Origin of the sequence: Bacillus sp. 17RED48 (genome assembly GCF_019837545.1) — a bacterium.
GTDB classification, from domain to species: domain Bacteria; phylum Bacillota; class Bacilli; order Bacillales; family Bacillaceae_G; genus Bacillus_A; species Bacillus_A wiedmannii.
Map to the genome: position 1 here is coordinate 435,931 of NZ_JADAXG010000003.1, position 18,865 is coordinate 454,795.

The 18,865-nt window shown below is 34.1% G+C and carries 18 protein-coding genes, 1 pseudogene and 1 riboswitch; of the genes and pseudogenes, 11 read left to right on the forward strand and 8 right to left on the reverse strand.

What is annotated here, in order from left to right; translation table 11 throughout:
- The first annotated feature begins 7 nt into the window (after positions 1 to 7).
- Together ILT06_RS15085 and ILT06_RS15090 are read left to right on the forward strand one after the other, a co-directional pair.
- The gene (locus ILT06_RS15085) at positions 8 to 766 is read left to right on the forward strand and encodes an SDR family oxidoreductase (protein WP_098101594.1); all 759 of its coding nucleotides are present in this window, start codon (positions 8 to 10) and stop codon (positions 764 to 766) included.
- Between the two features lie 337 nt (positions 767 to 1,103).
- Positions 1,104 to 1,814, forward strand: a complete 711-nt coding sequence (locus tag ILT06_RS15090) for a hypothetical protein (protein ID WP_064475863.1) — start codon at positions 1,104 to 1,106, stop codon at positions 1,812 to 1,814.
- Between the two features lie 49 nt (positions 1,815 to 1,863).
- On the opposite strand, the pseudogene ILT06_RS15095 reads toward ILT06_RS15090, so the two are convergent.
- Positions 1,864 to 2,795 (reverse strand): annotated as a pseudogene (locus ILT06_RS15095) (hypothetical protein).
- A gap of 71 nt (positions 2,796 to 2,866) precedes the next feature.
- Positions 2,867 to 3,343 (reverse strand): hypothetical protein, encoded by a 477-nt coding sequence (locus tag ILT06_RS15100; RefSeq protein WP_064475862.1) that lies wholly within the window; start codon positions 3,341 to 3,343, stop codon positions 2,867 to 2,869.
- 270 nt (positions 3,344 to 3,613) lie between these two features.
- Here ILT06_RS15100 and ILT06_RS15105 point away from each other — a divergent pair, with 270 nt between their 5' ends.
- Positions 3,614 to 4,684, forward strand: coding sequence for a pyruvate kinase (locus ILT06_RS15105; RefSeq protein ID WP_081257298.1), 1,071 nt, complete (start codon positions 3,614 to 3,616; stop codon positions 4,682 to 4,684).
- Between the two features lie 143 nt (positions 4,685 to 4,827).
- Here the strand turns inward: ILT06_RS15105 and ILT06_RS15110 are convergent, their stop codons facing one another.
- Both ILT06_RS15110 and ILT06_RS15115 read right to left on the reverse strand, forming a co-directional pair.
- The gene (locus tag ILT06_RS15110) at positions 4,828 to 5,109 is read right to left on the reverse strand and encodes a DUF1292 domain-containing protein (protein ID WP_002008111.1); all 282 of its coding nucleotides are present in this window, start codon (positions 5,107 to 5,109) and stop codon (positions 4,828 to 4,830) included.
- 158 nt (positions 5,110 to 5,267) lie between these two features.
- Entirely contained in the window at positions 5,268 to 5,948 is a 681-nt protein-coding gene (locus ILT06_RS15115; protein ID WP_064475860.1) for an NAD(P)H-dependent oxidoreductase, read from the reverse strand.
- A gap of 129 nt (positions 5,949 to 6,077) precedes the next feature.
- Between ILT06_RS15115 and ILT06_RS15120 the strand changes: the two genes are divergently transcribed.
- On the forward strand, positions 6,078 to 6,458 hold the full coding sequence (locus ILT06_RS15120; protein WP_000340656.1) for a winged helix-turn-helix transcriptional regulator: 381 nt from the start codon (positions 6,078 to 6,080) through the stop codon (positions 6,456 to 6,458).
- Positions 6,459 to 6,517: 59 nt separating this feature from the next.
- On the opposite strand, the gene ILT06_RS15125 is transcribed toward ILT06_RS15120, so the two are convergent.
- The 3 genes from ILT06_RS15125 to ILT06_RS15135 all read right to left on the reverse strand — a co-directional run bounded on the left by ILT06_RS15125 (position 6,518) and on the right by ILT06_RS15135 (position 9,134).
- Positions 6,518 to 7,117, reverse strand: a complete 600-nt coding sequence (locus ILT06_RS15125; protein ID WP_064475859.1) for a hypothetical protein — start codon at positions 7,115 to 7,117, stop codon at positions 6,518 to 6,520.
- Between the two features lie 265 nt (positions 7,118 to 7,382).
- Positions 7,383 to 7,694: a hypothetical protein gene (locus ILT06_RS15130; RefSeq protein ID WP_222655245.1), complete on the reverse strand. Its 312-nt coding sequence runs from the start codon at positions 7,692 to 7,694 to the stop codon at positions 7,383 to 7,385.
- A 162-nt stretch (positions 7,695 to 7,856) separates the two neighbouring features.
- Positions 7,857 to 9,134, reverse strand: coding sequence for a histidine--tRNA ligase (locus ILT06_RS15135; RefSeq protein ID WP_222655246.1), 1,278 nt, complete (start codon positions 9,132 to 9,134; stop codon positions 7,857 to 7,859).
- 339 nt (positions 9,135 to 9,473) lie between these two features.
- Here ILT06_RS15135 and ybaK point away from each other — a divergent pair, with 339 nt between their 5' ends.
- The 5 genes from ybaK to ILT06_RS15160 all read left to right on the forward strand — a co-directional run bounded on the left by ybaK (position 9,474) and on the right by ILT06_RS15160 (position 14,416).
- Positions 9,474 to 9,950 carry a Cys-tRNA(Pro) deacylase gene (ybaK, locus tag ILT06_RS15140; RefSeq protein ID WP_064475857.1) on the forward strand — a complete coding sequence of 159 codons (477 nt, stop codon included), beginning with the start codon at positions 9,474 to 9,476 and terminating at the stop codon, positions 9,948 to 9,950.
- A gap of 93 nt (positions 9,951 to 10,043) precedes the next feature.
- On the forward strand, positions 10,044 to 10,895 hold the full coding sequence (locus tag ILT06_RS15145) for a P-loop NTPase family protein (protein WP_098111987.1): 852 nt from the start codon (positions 10,044 to 10,046) through the stop codon (positions 10,893 to 10,895).
- A 578-nt stretch (positions 10,896 to 11,473) separates the two neighbouring features.
- Positions 11,474 to 11,577, forward strand: a riboswitch (purine riboswitch).
- 174 nt (positions 11,578 to 11,751) lie between these two features.
- On the forward strand, positions 11,752 to 12,630 hold the full coding sequence (locus ILT06_RS15150; RefSeq protein WP_064475855.1) for a 5'-methylthioadenosine/S-adenosylhomocysteine nucleosidase: 879 nt from the start codon (positions 11,752 to 11,754) through the stop codon (positions 12,628 to 12,630).
- Between the two features lie 212 nt (positions 12,631 to 12,842).
- Positions 12,843 to 13,199 carry a hypothetical protein gene (locus ILT06_RS15155; RefSeq protein ID WP_016129918.1) on the forward strand — a complete coding sequence of 119 codons (357 nt, stop codon included), beginning with the start codon at positions 12,843 to 12,845 and terminating at the stop codon, positions 13,197 to 13,199.
- Between the two features lie 389 nt (positions 13,200 to 13,588).
- Positions 13,589 to 14,416, forward strand: coding sequence for an endonuclease I family protein (locus tag ILT06_RS15160; protein ID WP_016135002.1), 828 nt, complete (start codon positions 13,589 to 13,591; stop codon positions 14,414 to 14,416).
- A gap of 143 nt (positions 14,417 to 14,559) precedes the next feature.
- Here the strand turns inward: ILT06_RS15160 and ILT06_RS15165 are convergent, their stop codons facing one another.
- Complete coding sequence (locus tag ILT06_RS15165; protein ID WP_222655247.1) at positions 14,560 to 15,990, reverse strand: YfcC family protein; 1,431 nt, start codon at positions 15,988 to 15,990, stop codon at positions 14,560 to 14,562.
- Between the two features lie 200 nt (positions 15,991 to 16,190).
- On the opposite strand from ILT06_RS15165, the gene rraA reads away from it, so the two are divergent.
- Together rraA and ILT06_RS15175 are read left to right on the forward strand one after the other, a co-directional pair.
- Entirely contained in the window at positions 16,191 to 16,670 is a 480-nt protein-coding gene (gene rraA / locus ILT06_RS15170; protein WP_222655248.1) for a ribonuclease E activity regulator RraA, read from the forward strand.
- Between the two features lie 338 nt (positions 16,671 to 17,008).
- Positions 17,009 to 18,853, forward strand: coding sequence for a DUF4430 domain-containing protein (locus ILT06_RS15175; RefSeq protein WP_222655249.1), 1,845 nt, complete (start codon positions 17,009 to 17,011; stop codon positions 18,851 to 18,853).
- Positions 18,854 to 18,865: the final 12 nt, after the last annotated feature.

An 18,865-nucleotide genomic window follows, 5' to 3' on the forward strand; every position in this document is an offset into this window, starting at 1 on the left:
AGAAAAGGTGAAGAAAATAGCAATTGTAACAGGGGCAACTCGTCTGAATGGAATCGGTGCAGCTGTATGCAAGGTGCTTGCTCAAGAAGGGATAGACATTTTTTTCACGTACTGGTCTCAGTATGATAAAGCGATGCCGTGGGGAATGCATGACAAAGAGCCCTTTTTGTTGAAAGAGGAGATTGAAAGTTTAGGTGTTCGCTGTGAAATGGCAGAAATCAATTTATCGCATTCGTATTCACCAAATCGTTTGTTTTATATGGCCTCAGAACGTTTAGGTGATCCATCTATTTTAATTAATAATGCAGCGTATGCTACTCATACGAGAATTGAAGAATTAAATGTAGAACAGTTAGATAAACATTATACAGTGAATGTTCGCGCTACTATGTTATTAAGTTCATTATTTATAAAACATTATGCACTGAAAACGAGTGGCAGTATTATTAATCTTACTTCAGGACAGTCATTAGGTCCGATGCCAGATGAATTAGTATACGTAGCAACGAAAGGAGCAATTGAAGCATTTACAAAATCAGTAGCACCAGTTGCGATGGAGAAGGGGATTACAGTGAATGCAGTTGATCCAGGGCCGACGAATACAGGATGGATTACAGAGGACCTGAAGCATCATTTAGCATGGAAGTTCCCGCAAGGTAAAGTAGGAGAACCGTCAGATGCAGCGCGCTTAATTTCTTTTTTAGTAAGTGAAGAAGCAAAATGGATTACGGGGCAAGTCATTCATTCGAACGGTGGTTACTCATAAATATATTATGTTAACAATTATTGAGAAACAAAAAATGAAAGAAAATTTTATTTTTTTGTATAAATAAAATGTCAAGAAAGATAAAAATTTGATAGGAGAGTACATTGTCATATGAAGATAGTAATTCTTCATGTGACAATATACTCTTTTTCTTTTACTACAGAGAAGAAAAATGAAGTAGAAGAAACTCGAATATTCAAATTGGTTTATCAGTTTTTGTACGTATTATTATGAAGATTACTGTCGGAAAGATGGTGATTCGTATGAAAAGGGATTTTTTAAGGGGAAATCGAATCGTAAAGGGGAGGATAAATAAAGTAAACATAGGGGGATTTATATGAAAATGAAAAAGGTCGCTATCGCATCGATAACAATTGGTACAATGCTTACTATGGCAGCTTGTAGTCCTTCAGCAGAGAAAGAGACAGAAAAGAAAGAACAAGTAACAGCGCAAAATGAAGGAGAAGCAAAAACGACAAGTGTAGATGAGACGTCAAAAACAACGAAAGATACTGAAAAAGATACAAATACTTCTTCAAATGAAAAAAACGATAAAGATGCAAAAAATACGAAAGAATCATCAGGAACAGAAAGTAACGGTAAAACGTCATCTCAAAATGAGAATGTAAAAACAAAAGAAAAAGAGACGACAGGAAAAACGAATGACGAAACGACTAGCGGAAAAACGACAGATCAAGGTACAAGTACAAACTCAAACGGAAAAACAACGAAAGATCCGAAGAAAAGCGTAGCCGTGAAAACAAATGTAAAAGAAGTTGCTGCATTAATTGAAAGCTTAGACAAGCAATTAGCAGCGAATCCGAAATTAGAAACAGTAAATAAACTTGGAAAACAAATTAATGAAAAGTGGGATGTGATTGAGAAAGAGTTAGAAGCATCACATCCAGCTGAATATAAAACAATTGGGCAAAGTATGTATCCGTTAATTGTAGGAGCGGAGAAAGAAAAGATAGATATTACTAAAATGAAGTCTTTAACGACGAAAACGAAAAAAGATTTAAATCAGCTAATAACGAAACTTTCGTAGTTTCAAAAGCCTACTGTGGAAGTAGGCTTTTTTATTTTTTTGTAAAAGCCTAATTATTTTCAATTACCATACGAAATGAACCGAATGCTTGTTGACTGACATAATCTTCTTCACTAGTTTTATAAGGAAATGGAAAAGCGACGAACTGAAAACTACTTTCCTGATCCACTGAAGGCAATGTGAAATTGAAAATTTGTCTCGTTTCAGGTGCGACCGCAGTATAAACGATTTTTTTATCATTAAATATTTCAACTTGTTCCCAATCTTTAAAGGCCACGATTGCGTAAGTCATTTCATCTTTTGTTTCATTACCGTTTGATAAGGTTAATTGTCTGCCTTCTTTTTCAGAGAAGACAGTTTGTAATTTTCCTTCAGTTTTCGTAACAAATAATGGTTCATAAAGACCATCTTTTAAAATAGCATTTGGTTGTATAAAGGTGAGTTTTATTTTTTTGCTTCTCTCCTGAGAGGAATTTATGGAGTATCGCATACTTAAAATCTCTTCTAATATAACCGCTTTATTTAAGTCATTATCTTTTAATTTATATTCAGGTTTTTTAATTATAAAAAGGTTAATTCACTTGCATTAGGAGAAGTGTGTAAAGTGATTCTCGTAGTAATTGAACTATTTGGTTTCATATCAAAAGAATAGTGTAATACTTCATTAGCAGCTTCTTCTATTTTAAAAGGCTTTTGTTCGTAATCTTCTAGGACAATTAATCCATATTTTCGGTCTTCATCAACATTATGTATGAATGATAACGATACATTTATTTTATTATTCTCCATAGTAATTTCACTACCATTATTAATATGTTGACCTTTAGTATTCTTCAATCCGTAAGAAATAGTATTGGTTTGTTGCTCTCGCTTATTTTCTGTAGGAGATGTATGTGGTTGTATGATTGAAGTAGGGAACAAAACATAAATGATAATTAACGAAATAAGTATAACACTGATAATAATATACATTTGTTTCATAAATAGCACCTCAATATATTTAAAATATAAGAGAAAAAAGATATGCAAGATGCATATCTTTTTTCTCTTTCTTACCAGGAAGCTTTTGTTTCGTGATTTACATCATTATAACCATTTAATTTATAGGTATGATTACCAATAGCGTAATCATCTCCATAATAAACACTTGTGTGGGTCGCTGTAGCACTTACATAAGTTGATTTTTTGGTACTATTACTTTTCGTATTCACTAATGAGCCATCGCCATTGAAAGTTCTTGCTTTTGCATAAATATAGTCTTCGGTCGTAGTTGGTTTCGATTTAGCAACTGCATATGGGGTACCGAAAAAGGGAGTATACACGCTAATGTTAGGGTCATTTTTAGGTGCAGCTGCAACAACCAAACTAGGAACATTAGATGTTTTTGCTGATTGAACTGTATCGTAGTTAACCAAAACGGGCTGCTTGTCTGCAGCACCCACCTCTGAAGCACTTGCGTAATTAGTAAAACCAAAACCTAAAACCGCTAACCCTAAAGTTGCCACCGCTAAAGATTTTTTCATATTCACTAATTTTCCCACCTTTTTTAAATTTTTGAGTTCGAACTCATTTCATACAATATATGAAAATTTTGAAACTCTCAATAACTTGTCCCATACTTAACTTACCTTTTACTTTTGATTCAACATTTCTTCATTTGTAAAAAATCGAATATCCCTTCTAATGCTTAGCCAGCAAGGGAAACAGGTTTAACTTTATGAAATTCGTGTAAATTTAAATCTAATCATTTCATGATCTCTGTTATTTTTAAGGTTATGTGGGAAACTTATCTAAAAAAGATGGTGATAAAAATGACAATCGATAGAGTTTGTACAATTGGCCCAGCAAGTAATAATAAAGCAACGTTAGCGCAGTTAATAAATAATGGTATGAAAATAGTGCGGTTGAATTTATCACATGGCACGCATGAAAGTCATAAAGACATCATTCGTTTAGTCAAATCGTTAGACGATTCTATTAAAATTTTAGGGGATGTACAAGGTCCTAAAATAAGGTTAGGTGAAATAAAAGGAGAGCAAATTACACTTCAGGCGGGAGATTCTTTTATTTTACATACGCAACCAGTTACAGGGAGCAATAGAGAAGCAAGTGTTGATTATGCAGGAATCGCGAATGCCGTGAAAGTTGGCAGTAGAATTTTAATTAATGATGGCGAAGTTGAATTAATCGTTGAAAAGATAAGTACGGATAAAATAGAAACAAAGGTGAAAACAGGTGGTAATATCTCATCTCATAAAGGGGTGAACTTACCAGGGGCAATCGTTAGTTTACCAGCTATTACAGAAAAAGATAAAAAAGACATTCAGTTTCTTCTAGAAGAGGATGTTGATTTTATCGCATGTTCTTTCGTAAGAAAACCTAGTCATATAAAAGAAATACGAGATTTTATACAACAGTACAAAGAAACTTCACCGAATGTAATTGCCAAAATAGAAACGATGGAAGCGATCGAGAATTTTCAAGATATATGTAAAGAAGCAGACGGAATTATGATTGCAAGGGGCGATTTAGGAGTAGAGTTGCCGTATCAATTTATTCCGCTCTTGCAGAAAATGATGATTCAGGAATGTAATCGAACGAATACATATGTTATTACAGCGACACAAATGCTTCAATCAATGGTAGATCATTCTATTCCAACAAGGGCTGAGGTAACTGATGTGTTTCAAGCTGTACTGGACGGAACGAATGCAGTTATGCTTTCCGCTGAAAGTGCATCAGGCGAGCATCCGATTGAAAGTGTAAAAACATTACGTCTCGTTTCTGAATTCGCTGAGCATGTGAAAAAAGACGGTCCTTTTGTGATGAAAGATGTATTGGAATTGCTGCATAAGTCTTTGGATGAGTGATAAAGTGAAACTTTAATCAGTGGGGGTTTTGTCCACCCCCACTGATTATCAGCCCTCATCAATCGGGCTCTTACTGCCCGGCGAATAGCGGGATAAATAAAAAGAGGGCGGATATGCATCCACCCTCGTGTTTTTCATTCATATTATTCTTGCTCTTGCTCATCCAAAATTTTATCAAAAGCAGCAGATACTTTATCAAACTCTTCATCATTTTCAATGTATGAAAACTCATTATCTTCTTCTACTTTTAAAAAGAAAATATCAATGTCTTCCTCAGATTCTGTTTGAATGTCTTCTACGAAGGCAACCGCAATATATTCTGCGCCTTCGACATCCATCGCTCCGAGTACTTCTACTTCCTGATCCTCATTATTCTCATCACTGAGAGTAAACACTTCGCCAACTTCAATATCAGACATATCCATTCTCCTCCTGTTCGACTCTAAAAAATAGAGCGCTCAAACTGTATACATACTAACATATCTTTCCATGAAAAATCAATTTCATACATTGGAAAAACAACTGATTCTTCAATAGAATAAGTATTTAGCTAGAAGGAGTTTTATTTGTGAGTGCTATATTACTAAATCCATTCAACAATTGTATCCATAGTCTGTCTTGTTTTATCACGCTTTGGCTCTTCTTTACGGTAACCAAAGGCAACCATAACAGATACTTCAAGATTATCATCTTTTATAATACCTTCTTGACGAAGTAAAGAATCTACTTTCTCTTTATCAAATCCTTCTATTGGACAAGAATCAATGCCGATTTGAGCTGCACTCGTCATCATATTACCTAAAGCAATATAAGATTGCTTAGACGCCCAATCAAATACAGCACGATCCGATTGTAACAAGTTAAAATCGGATTCCTGGAACTTTTTGAAGAATTCATATCTAATTTTTTGAGTGTCTTCAGGTAATCCAATAATATCGTTCATCATATATTTAATATACTCTGCATCATAATGCATATCTTTAATGTTTCTTGAAAGAACAATGACAAAGTGACTTGCTGTTGCAAGTTGCCCACCAGCGCCCCATGAATACGGTTGTAGTTTTTCTCTTACTTCTTTATTTTGTACGACAATAAATTTCCATGGTTCATAACCAAAAGAAGAAGGAGATAATCTGCCTGTTTCTAAAATGAATTTAAAATCCTCTTCTGAAATTTTGTGCATAGGATCAAACTCTTTACATGCATGTCTGAAATGGAAAGCCTCCATAATTTTTTCTTTTGTAATTTGTTTTGTATTTGTCATAAAAGTACCTCTTTTCATTAATTTGTTTTTGTAAGTAAATTATATTTTTAAAGTAACGTAGAAACAAGTACGCACATTTTTGTGTTATAGTATCAAAAAAGATACTATTGGTAAGGGAAGGGAGTTATGATGGATTGTTCGAATGAAAATAATATAAATTACCCATTTCTAAATAAATATTCTTGTCCAGTTGAAGCTATGGTTGAGGTTATTGGTGGAAAATGGAAAGGGGTTATTTTGTATCATTTATTAGATGGTACAAAGAGGTTTAATGAATTAAAAAGATTAAAACCTAATATTACACAAAGAATGTTAACACTGCAGCTGAGAGAACTTGAAGCAGATGGCATCATCCATCGTGAAGTATACCGTGAAGTTCCTCCGAAAGTAGAATATTCGTTAACTGAGCTTGGTGAATCACTACGTCCAATGATTCTATTAATGATGGAATGGGCAACTCATAATATGGAGAAAGTTTTGGAGAGTAGGAATACGAAAAATAATAGTTAAGAGTTGTAGAAATAAAAGGTGTTTTCCATAGGTGAAGACACCTTTTATTTCTATATTTTTTACTTTTTAACTTCAACTGCTGAAATTGCAAAGTCATTCAAGTTTACAGTTTTACCATACCAATCAGAGTGTTTGAAGACGATACCTTTACCATATTCTTCAGTTGAAGTACGATCCCATAGCGTTGTCGAATAGCTAGCAGTAGGGGATGCTGTACTTACAGAAGAAATTCTATTTTGCCAATTAGGAGGCAAATTTTTAAAACCGCTACTAAGAGAAAAATACTCGCCACCTTTATTTGCATGTTCATAGAAATCTGTACTATTAGGTCCGCTCCCTCCAACACCAAGGGGATTGATTGTATTATTCAACCTTTGTTTGTCTTTTTCAATAAAAGAATCTAAACTTTCTTTGTTCGAAAATCCATAAGATAACCAGTCTCCATTTTGATTTTGTTTCGGTAGAACTACAGTTATTTTTACGTCTTCCTTAGATGGAGCATCCAATTTGTTAAACGAATCTACAGTCTTTTCATCTACAGTTACATATTCAAAAGAGCTAATCGAATAATCCTTTTCGGTACTAGCTGATACTGAACCCATTCCGCCAGTTAATGCTGTAATGGCTACTGCTGCACCTACTATTAATTTTTTAAACATGAATTCATCTCCTTTAAACTTAGATTTTTTGCATAACTAAAATGTATGTTAATTGGAGTTTATTGTAAATATTTAGAATTTTATAAAAATGAAACAGAATATTCTTTTATTTGTCTGGAGTAAGAAATGCAAGTTTAAATAAAAAAGGATTTACTTAAAAAGTAAATCCTTTTTGGGTGTTAGTAATAAGCTTAGTTTGTGAGATGATTTTGTGATTTGCTAACCTAATTCAAAACTTTACTGATTAAAGTTTTATATTATCCAGCTATGAATCATACACTTCTTTTTTATTTGTGGAAGCAGCATCTAATAAAAGGAAAATGGCTGCTATAATATGTAGAACGATGTTTATATAAGAAAAGAAGGCAACTAGAGTAACGATAATACCTATATAATGAGCGTACGTATTCATGCCTGCTTTTTTAGCTAATAAAATAGTAGTGATATGTAAAGCAATCAATAGTAGTAAAGGTATCCCATCTAGGTTAACAAGACTTGGAAATATATAATAGCAAGGAAGTAATAAAAGATGATAGATTCCTGTAGTCCACTTTATTGCTTGTATGTAAGTTTTCAAAGTAAATCCTCCTAAAACAATCAATATCTATATATTACCAAAAATAATAGGTGATTGGATATTAAATACTTGTGGTTTTTAGTGGAATATAATTATTTTATGTTAACTAATTGTTTCGTTATCTATAAAATAGAAAAACCACCCAAACGAGGGTGATTCGTATTATAAATAACTACTTAAAGAAGAAAGGGGAACCTTCACCTCACTACCTTCCTTCATATTCCGCAGCATAACGGTTTCTGTACTAAGTTCTTCTTCACCAATAATAAGCACATAAGGGATATTCTCTTTATTTGCGTAATTAAGGGCACGTTTTAATTTGCGGCCTGCTAGTTCGAGTTCGACTTTTAAGGAAGTTGTAGAACGTAATTGCTGGGCAATTTGTAAGCATTGTAATTCTGTCACGAGTGGGATGATAAATACATCCGCTGTAGATGATATCGTTTCTTTCTGTGAGAGTGCTGTATAAATAACGTCTAAACCGAATGAAATACCGACTGTTGGATAGTTCATGTTATCACCACGGAATGCTCCGATAATATTATCGTATCGACCACCGCTACCGATGCTGGATGTAATCGAGCTATCTTTTAAAAAGATTTCATACACGGTACCTGTATACATTGTAAGTCCTCGCGCTAAAAACGGATTGAATATAGCATTTTCATTTATTCCAAGAGCGATTAAATATTGTTGTAATTGTTGTAATTCGTTTACTCCATCGGCAACGAGTGGATTATTAAAAGTGTCTTTAAAGTCAGCAATTGAAAGCTTTAGACAAGATAAAACGGTATTACATATCGTATCAGCCATTTCTTCAGAAATTCCGCGCTCTAATACATCTTTTCGTACACCATCAATCCCAATCTTTTCGATTTTGTCTAATGATAAAATGACGTCACTCGTTCGTTCAGTAGGGATGTTAATGGACTCGAGAATGCCGTTTAACAATTTTCGGTTATTATATTGGATCGTTACTTCTAAGTTTAACGTTCGGAACAGCTCAAACGCCATACTCATAAGTTCAGCTTCTGCCATGACTGATTCTACACCGACTATATCAACATCACATTGAATGAACTCACGAAATCGCCCTTGTTTAATTGGACCATCTCGAAATACTTTCCCAATTTCATACCGTTTAAAAGGGAGGCGGATGTTCGGATTCATCGCTACGACTTTTGCGAATGGAATGGTTAAATCGTAGCGTAAGGCAAGGTCACGTTTTCCTTGATCTTGAAGCGTATAAATTTCTTTTAAAATTTCATCGCCACCGCCGTACTTGTAAGACATAAGCTCATACATATTTAACGTAGGTGTTTCTAACGGTTTACATCCGTATCGTTCAAACGTATCTTCACAAGCTCTTTTAATTTTATTTCGCAACACTTGTTCCTCTGGTAAATAGTCTTTCGTTCCTTTTACATTTTTCATTTCCATTGTAATCTCTCCTTTTTAAATTTAAAAAAGCTATGCAGGTATAAAAATACCCACATAGCTTTATGAACGCTTCGTGGGTCAACAGGAAAAGCCCTGTACCCACGAAGAAAAATTTTTCTTCGGATACACGGCATTACGTATGATGATGAAGTTGGAAAGAAGTATTAATATTTCGCATGACAAATCTCTCCTTAACATAAGTTTTTCCAAATTATATCAGATGATTTTTGAATTATCAATATTTTTAGTTTTGAAATATACGTGAAGTTATGTAGGATAAATGGAAAAAGGTGTATAATAAAACTTAATAATATGAAATAACCTTTTAAGGAGAAACCCATGAAAAAAGATAAAACAAATGCGATGCGAATATTAGATAAAGAAAAGATCGAATATTCGATGATGTCATATGATCCGGACGATGGAAAAATTGATGGCGTATCAGTAGCTGAGAAAATTGGACGAGAAGTGAGAGAAGTATATAAAACGTTAATCGCTCAAGGGAATAGTAAAAATTATCATGTGTTTATCATCCCGGTAGATGAGGAACTAAATTTAAAAGCTGCCGCAAAAGCGGTCAGCGAAAAGAAGATTGAAATGATTCCTGTAAAAGATATTACGAAAGTATCAGGATACATTCGCGGTGGTTGTTCACCAGTAGGAATGAAGAAGTTATTTTCTACATGCATTGATGCGACTGCTCAATCGCTTGAAACAATCATTGTAAGCGGCGGGAAGATTGGTATACAAATCGAGCTGAAAGTGGATGACTTAGCGAAAGTAACGAGAGCGCAGTTTGGTGAAATAACGAAATAATGATACATAGGAAAAGAAGTTCTAGTTTTATTAAATTTAGATAAAGATTTATAGGATAATTAGTCCGTTTTGTCTTTGAAAGGTGTAGATTTTTTGAATACGAAATTAATCATAGTAGAAGGGCTTCCTGGCTTTGGGAAATCCACCACTGCAAGCTTGCTTTACGATATTCTAATTGAAAAAAATATTGACGCTGAGTTATTTCTTGAAGGGAATCCAGACCACCCTGCTGATTATGATGGGGTATCTTGTTTTGATAAAAGTGAATTCGAAAGTTTGTTAGTGAATAGTGGTAATTTTAAGGAAGTAATTAGTGATAGAGTCACGAAGCGAGAAAACAATTATTTATTGCCATATAAAAAAATTAAAAATGAATACAGCTCTAATTTTCCTGAAAATTTATTAAATACCATTTTCAAAAATGATATATATGAATTACCGCTAGAGAGGAATATTGAATTAATAACTGAAAAATGGAGGGATTTTGTTGAAATAGCCAACAACGAAAATAAAATTTATATTTTTGAATGTTGCTTCATACAAAATCCATTAACAATCGGGATGGTTAAATATGGTGCAAAAAAAGAGAAAGTTATAAGTTATATTAATGCATTAGAGAAAATTATAGAGAAATTAAATCCAGTATTGTTTTATATAGAACAAGATGATTTGGAATTCTCATTCAGAAAGGTATTTAATGAAAGAGATAAAGAATGGTCTGCTGGATTTATTGAGTATTATACAAATCAAGGGTATGGGAAGATGAAAGGCTATCACGGTTTAGACGGAACAATTAAAGTTTTAGAAGCAAGAAGAGATATTGAAAGAGAAATATTTGATATGTTAAATATAAAAAAGACAAAAATTGATAATTCACAGTATGAAGCTATCAAATATAAGTCAATGATAATTGGGAAATTGGAATCACTTAAATTTCTAGATTAATGTAGTGCTTTAATTGCGCAAGAAACTAAAAACTTTTAACTTCCACTTTCGAAAATGATGTAAATAAGCTAATCACTGGATTCTCATAGAAAACTGTGGTGAGATGAAATTTTTGATTTTACAGCACTTCAAAATCTTAGCTAGATGGCTATGTATCGGTATCCCACAATAAAAAGGCAGGAACATTTCAAATATGTTCCTGCCTTTAATTTTATTAAGTTTAATATCTATGACTTAAATATAATATAATTTGGAGCTTTTTTTTATTTTAGATGAATGCTTCCTAACGGTTGATTTTGTTAACGAAAGTCGACTTTAAATCCATATTTTATTTCACTATATGAGGGGAATAAGACTTATAGCTCAAAGTGAGGAAGATTAATTGTTGGTAAAAGATCGGTTGTTGTAGGTGAATGTAGTTTAGAGTTTGGATTGTAAGTTTTTTCTGGTTGTTATTCATTGATGAATGAAAAATACTATTATTTTAACCTTTAAAAACGAACGTTAGGAATGATTCTGATAAAAATGTTCATATATATATTGCGTGCACACTAAAAGTTTGATATATTACCAATATAATAATTTTACACATCATCACTCGTATATACTCGGTAATATGGTCCGAGCGTTTCTACCTAGTTCCCAATGAAAGAACTGGACTACGGGTTAAAGTATTCGGCCGTGCTATTTTATGAGCGCTACCGTCTATAATTTGGCATTTGTTTTATCTTTTGCTCAATTAACTTTGACTACCGTAGTTCTAGAAAGTAGAGATTCTTCTACAATTTCTAGAACTTTTTTGTTTGGACCAAAAGCATCGAGTATAGAAAACAACAAGAGAAAGAGGAGATTATTTATGAAGAAGAATACGTTGAAAAAATGTGCTGCCCTAGTAACTACTGTTGCATTGTCATTCTCAATACTTGCGGGATGTAATGCGGGTCCAAAACAAGTTGAGGCAAAAAGTAATCAACAACCTCTTTTAATTCAAGGGCCAATGCCGATAGAGGCTGAGAAGTTTGCAAAAAGATTAAAAAATGTGAAAGAAGAAAAGTCTGGAACTTTCGTATTTTATAAAGGCACTGTCGACAATTATCCTGTAATCGTAGCGAAAACAGGTAAAGGAATGGAAAATACAGCAGCCGCTACAGCAGTGGCTATTGAAAAATATAAGCCTAAGGCGATTATTAACCAAGGAACATCAGGTGGACACGATCCAAATTTAAACGTATTTGATATTGTTTTAGGAAAACAAGTAGCAAACATAGGTTCATTAAAAACAACAAATATGGATGAGAATCAAGGAATTGAGCCGACAAAATGGATTTCTATGGACTTAATGGCTTCGGAAGGAAGTGCAGGAGAAGATCCAAATGCTGAGAAAATCCGATACTACGAGGGAGATAAGGATTTACTTGCAGCAGCTAATGCGGTAAAAGATAAATATACAAAAGGTAAAGTAGTGGAAGGTACGATTGGTTCAGCAGATGTTTGGAATAATGAAGTTGATAGAATTAAATGGTTCCATACAAAATACGGTACATCTGTTGAGGAAATGGAAGGCGCTGCAGCAGCGCAAATCGCAAAAGCGTATGACGTACCATTTTTAGGAATTCGAGTGTTATCTAACAATAAAACAAACGGCGGAAAATATAATCCAAACACAGCAGCGGCAAATCAAGAATATGTTTATGAAGTAGTGAAAAAATATATAGATTCAATGCAAAGTAAATAGTAGTAGTTCTGTCCCAGTATAAACGTCAAGTAACTGTAAATGTTTTCGAGATGGATAAACTTGTCTTAGGAATGGTAGTTGAAAAAGAAAAGCTTGTTTCTTATAAAAAATATAAGAAACAAGCTTTTTTATTTAAAATAAATTGGGTAATTAAACTATAACGTCAATGTTTATCGTTGAATATCATAATATTATAATGGAGGTGATGTTATATGGCTCTTACTACAGGACCAATTGAAAATGTAGGAAATCAACCTGCTAATGCAAATAGAGTTAGGGTGAAGATCCTTAACCGTACTGCGGGCCCACTTACTGGAGTAGCTAGAGTTTTTAGACTTGACGGTTCATTAGCATTAATTGAACAGATAAACTTCAATGTGAATTCTAATGCTTCTACTTTTGCAACTCTAAGTTTAGTTCATCCTGCTTTTGGACAAGCATTTGAATATGAAGTTCAAATTGTTCCTAATCAACCTGGTGGACTATATAGTGTTTATGGACTAACAGCTGAAAGTGTTATCATTACTGCACAACGTGTTGTGAACTCAGAATTGACACAGTTTCTTTAATTAAAATAGATTGGTGCCTTACATGGTATCCAATCTATTTTTGTACTTATTCTTCAGAGGAAGAAGGGTTTTACACAAAAAATAAAGACAGTTATAGAAAAAGGAAAAGTCGATTTATCAAATATGCATAATTGCATAAAAAAATTGAAATTTATGAGTTAACATTAAACTACTTTTTAATTGTAAGGAATATTTTAATAATCTTTACTAGAGAAGGATATTCCTTGAAAAGTAGATAAACCAAAAGTGTGGAAATGATACAGACTCAATAGAGTTTTTGTATTAAATAAAAAGAAAAGGGTGGGTATGGCTTTCTAAAAGTTTTTGGGGGTTAGAAAGCACTTTTTAGTTAATAGCTTCAAATTATATGTTAAAGGGGAAATGGGTATATGAAGTTTCGAAATACAAAGCTTGCTATGGTTACACTATCTTCATTTTTTATTTTAGGTACTGCATCTCTATCATTCACAGATATCATACACGGTGAAGTAGCTTCTGCATCACCACAAGAGATTACTGTAAAAAGCTATGATGATACATATTATAATAATGCAATAGGAAAAACGGGTTTAGAATTAAAGAAGGAACTTCATAATATTATTGATGATCATACAAAGTTATCATACAGTGCGGTTTGGGAAGCACTAAGAGATACTGATGAAGATCCAAATAATAAAAACAATGTGATACTCTTATATACTGGGCGTTCGCAAGGGAAACTTACGAATGGTTCAGGAGTTGATAATTGGAACCGAGAGCATGTTTGGGCAAAATCTCACGGTGATTTTGGAACGACTGCAGGAGCTGGAACTGATTTGCATCATTTAAGAGCGACGGATGTATCTGTAAATAGCTCACGTGGAAATCTGGATTTTGATAATGGTGGTGTAAATCATTCGGAAGCGACAGAATGTAAATACGATAGTGATTCTTGGGAACCTCGTGATAGTGTAAAAGGAGATATCGCTAGAATGCTATTTTACATGGCTGTTCGTTATGAAGGAGACAATGGGGAAATAGACTTAGAATTAAATGAAAAGGTGAATAACAATAAAGATCCATACATGGGCAAACTATCCGTTTTACTAAAATGGAATGAACAAGACCCGGTAGATGATTTAGAGCGAAAGCGTAATGAAGTGATTTTTACGAAATATCAACATAATCGTAATCCTTTTATTGATCATCCGGAATGGGTAAATAAAATTTGGAATTAAAATATTTAAAGGTATTTTTACTTTGAGAGAAGGGATTGATCATAGTGATCAATCCCTATTTATATCTATACTAGAATAAGTGATTTTTATAGGATTGGAGAATAGAATAGATATTTTATTAAGTTAAGTATAATATGAGTCTTTTAATACGGTCCCCATTCAATATTCACGCCAATAATAAGAAAAATAAGTCCAATGATAAACCAAATGAATGCAAGTGGAGCCATAAATCGAATCCATTTTCCGTAAGAAATGCCGCTCGCTGCGAGAACGCCCATTAAAACACCGGAAGTTGGGTTGAGACAGTTCACTACACCTTCTCCAAGCATAACAGCTTGTACTGTAACTTGGCGTGTAATGTGCATGAAATCGGCTAATGGAGCTAATATCGGAATGAAAATAACAGATTCTCCTGTCCCGGATGAAATGAGGAAATGTAATGCTGCACTACTTACATACATACCGATAACGCCAAATACAGGGCTATGCCCTTCGAGAGACTGTGCGAGTTGGTTAACGATTGTATCAAGTAATTTCCCTTGTTCTAAAATGACTGAAATACAACGAGCCATTCCGACGATCAAAGCACCGTATATGAGATTTTGGCAGCCTGCTAGAAAAGTAGAAGCGATATCGTTTGCTTTCATACCACCTATTATTCCCGCTGTAATTGCTATGAAAATAAAAGTAGCGGTCATTTCTGCGTCCGTCCAATGTAGACGAAAAGCGCCTATTAAAAATGCAATTAACGATAAAGCTGAAACGAGTAAAATTAATTTGTGGCGTATTGTCCAAGGAACTTCTGTTTTCTTTATTTCTTTTTCGTTTGAAAGAGCGTTACTTGGAAACCAGTTGTCACCGAGAATGCTTCCTTTATTCGATTTCTTCAAACGTTTTACGTACCAATTAATATATAAAATGGTAGCAATTAAAAAAGAGATATAGATTGCTGTACGTAAACCAATCCCTGAAAACATCGGAAGTTCTGCGATCTTTTGTGAAATGCCTAAAGGTGAGGGAGATAATATAGTAGCATTAAAACCAGCATAAGTGCCTAAATAAATAATTGCTACGCCGACGATAGCGTCCCATTTTAATGTGCGTGCAACGATGATGCCGATGGGGATAAAGCCAATAACTGAGTTAACGATAATACCAGTCGTTCCGAGAATAGAAAAGAGTGCAGCGACAATACAAATGAAAAGTAATTGCTGATTGCGAAATTTATTAATAACATGATAGATTAAACCGTCAAGGGCACCTGTCTTTTCAAGAATGGCGATGGCTCCACCTGTAAATAAAATTAAAAAGATGATCGGAGCAGCAAGTGTCATTCCTTTTTCAATAGCGGTAAAAAAAGAAACAAACCCTACTGGCGATTGTGGAACAGAATGATAACTTCCTGGTATTGTCGTTGTAACAGTACCGTTTGTAACTCTTTTAAATTCTCCAGCAGGAACGAAATATGTAGCTATTGCACAAAGTAAAGCAATAAAAAATAGTAGTACGTACGCGTCAGGCATTTTAAACTTTCGTTTACTCGGCTGTTTTTTTGCCTCGGTATGTAATTGCATAAAACCCCTCCTTTTTCACTTGGTTAATTTTAATATTCTGAAATTTATCTGTGAAATAGATTATAATAAAGGTGGCTTCTTAAGGCAATAGTTTTTCTATGCTTTTCCTGCACATACAAATTATTGAAACGTTAGACAGGGAAACGAAAATAACCCAAGAATATGTTATATAGAAGGAATAAGGAAAAGAGGGGAAAAAGATGTGGAAAACTACGGATCTATGTGATGAGTTTGAAAAAGAATTACAAATATGTCGCCAGTCATTTCGGTCTTTTGGGAAGAAAGAACAATTTCACGGGAAAATTGCAACGGTAAAGGTGAAGGATGATAATGTACTAGTGAAGGAAGGATTGCAAACACTACCAGAAGGAACGATATTAGTTGTGGATGGCGGAGCATCTACGAATTGTGCGTTACTTGGTGATAATTTGGCAGCTATTGCAGAGGAAAGGAAGCTGGCAGGAATTATTGTAAATGGATATGTTCGTGATTCTAGTGAACTAAAGAATATTAATATTGGTATTTTAGCGTTAGGGACGATGCCAAATAGAAGTGTAAAAGAAGGAAAAGGAGAGCGGAATATTTCATTGCGATTTGGACAAGTAGAATGGAAGCCGAATGAATATGTGTATGCGGATGAAGATGGCGTCATTATTAGTGAAAAGAGTTTGCATCGTTAAAGGTTAGTAAGTTACTATTCTTAGAAAATAAATCCGATAAAGCATGGACAAAATTCTTTGTCAATAGTAAAATAATACAGAAATTTAAAATTAACAGAATGTATAGGTTTATCGTTTTACGATAACTTGAATGGAAGTCAGTTGTGCCTAGAAAAGTGAATGTTATCACAATGATACGTTCATAAACAAAATTATTTTTCCTATACAAATATAGCCGCGAATGATGCGGGTCGGAGGTGTTGTACAGTTTGTTCGACACTTACAAAAAAAGAGTGTCAATTGCACGCCCTTGAAGGGCCTTTTTTTGTGTAAATAGTAGTAAGGGAGGAAATTTTGGGATGGCAATGTTAAAAAAATGGCTGCTTACGTCGTTAATGGCAGTTACACTTGTATTTGTTTCTTTTGCGAATACAGTACATATTACGTTTGCTGAAGGAAATACAGCAAAACTTGCAATTATTGGTGAATCACAAAAGGGTATTATGTTATGTCCGAAAGAAGAGCAAATTAAAGATGGGGAAACAGCTTTAAGTTTGCTGCAAAAAGTCATGGGGGACAAAGTAACAGCAGAGACAATGTCTTTTGGAACGTATGTTAAAGGCATTGACGGTTTAATGGCTGGGGACACAAGTGGCTGGTTATATGATGTAAATGATAAATCTGCAGAAGTTGGAGCAGATAGTTATAAATTAAATGCTGGAGATGTTGTTGTCTTTCGTTTTGTTGCAGACTGGAGTAATATGAGCCAGGAAACATTACAGCAAACATTAGATAAATTTGGTACTTGTAAAACTGTAGAAGAACCAAAGACAGATGATCCAAAACAAGAAAAACCAGAAGAACCAAAGACAGATGATCCAAAACAAGAAAAACCAGAAGAACCAAAAACGGATGATCCAAAACAAGAAAAACCAGAAGAACCAAAAACAGATGATCCAAAACAAGAAAAACCAGAAGAACCAAAAACGGATGATCCAAAACAAGAAAAACCAGAAGAACCAAAAACAGATAATCCAAAACAAGAAAAACCAGAGCAACCAAAGCAAGAGAACATTCAAGTTCCAGCAGCGCAAGTAAATGACGCGATCTCTAAGACATCTGAAAAGATGTTACAAGATGGAATTGAAAGTGATTGGGTAGCTTTAGGCCTTTCTCGTTCTGGAAAGAATGTTCCAATTGAGGCGAAATTAAATTATGTTAAGTCAGTAACTGAAAAAGTAGAAAAGCGCATTAACCGTTTTTCAGCGACAGATTTAGCTAGAACGATTATTATGATGAATGCAATGCAAGCAGACCCTACAAAGGTTGGCGAACATAATTTAGTTCAAAAATTGTACGAATCAGATAAAGTGAATTCTGTTACAGGTTATACATTTGCTTTACTTGCATTTGATACGAAGAAATATGAAGTTCCAGTGAATTCAAAATGGAATCGAGTTGCTTTAGTAGATGCGCTTTTAAACGCGCAACATACAGATGGCGGCTGGACTTACGATAGTGTAAGCAGTAAAGACAGTGCTAGTAGCGTTGATGTAACAGGTATGGTTTTATCAGCATTAGCTCCTTATCAAGATCGACCAGATGTGAAGCCAGCTGTAGAAAAAGCTGTTGCTTACTTATATAATGAACAGTTAGAAAATGGTGGTTTTTCTGCTGATGGACAAGAAAATTCTAATAGTGCTGCGCAAGCAATTATTGGACTATCACTTGTGAAAGATGTAGATCAAAATCGTCTACATAAGGCAATGCAAAATCTACTATCATACCAACTTCCAAATGGTGAATTCAAATGGTTACCAAGTGATCAAAACGGTAGCGGAATGGCTACAGAGCAAGCATTTTTAGCTTTACTTCAGTTTGAGGATCTTGGAAAATCGATTTATGATTGGTCAAATGTATCTGTTCCTGAAATCGATAAGAAACCGAATGTGGATTCAGAAAATGTTGTAGTAGAAAAAGAAGTTACTGAACAACCAGAAGAACAAAAGCAAGTACAAGAAGAAACGAAAGATGACACGCTAAAAGTTGTTGTCGATAATGAGCCGGTTAAAAATAAAAAATCCGGAAATGGTAGCACGTTACCAAAAACAGGAGCATCTTCTCATAGTGCAGCTACAGAAGTAGGTATGGGTGTAATATGTATTGCTGCTGCATATGTATTATGGAGACGTAAAGCAGCTTAACAAAAATTAGGA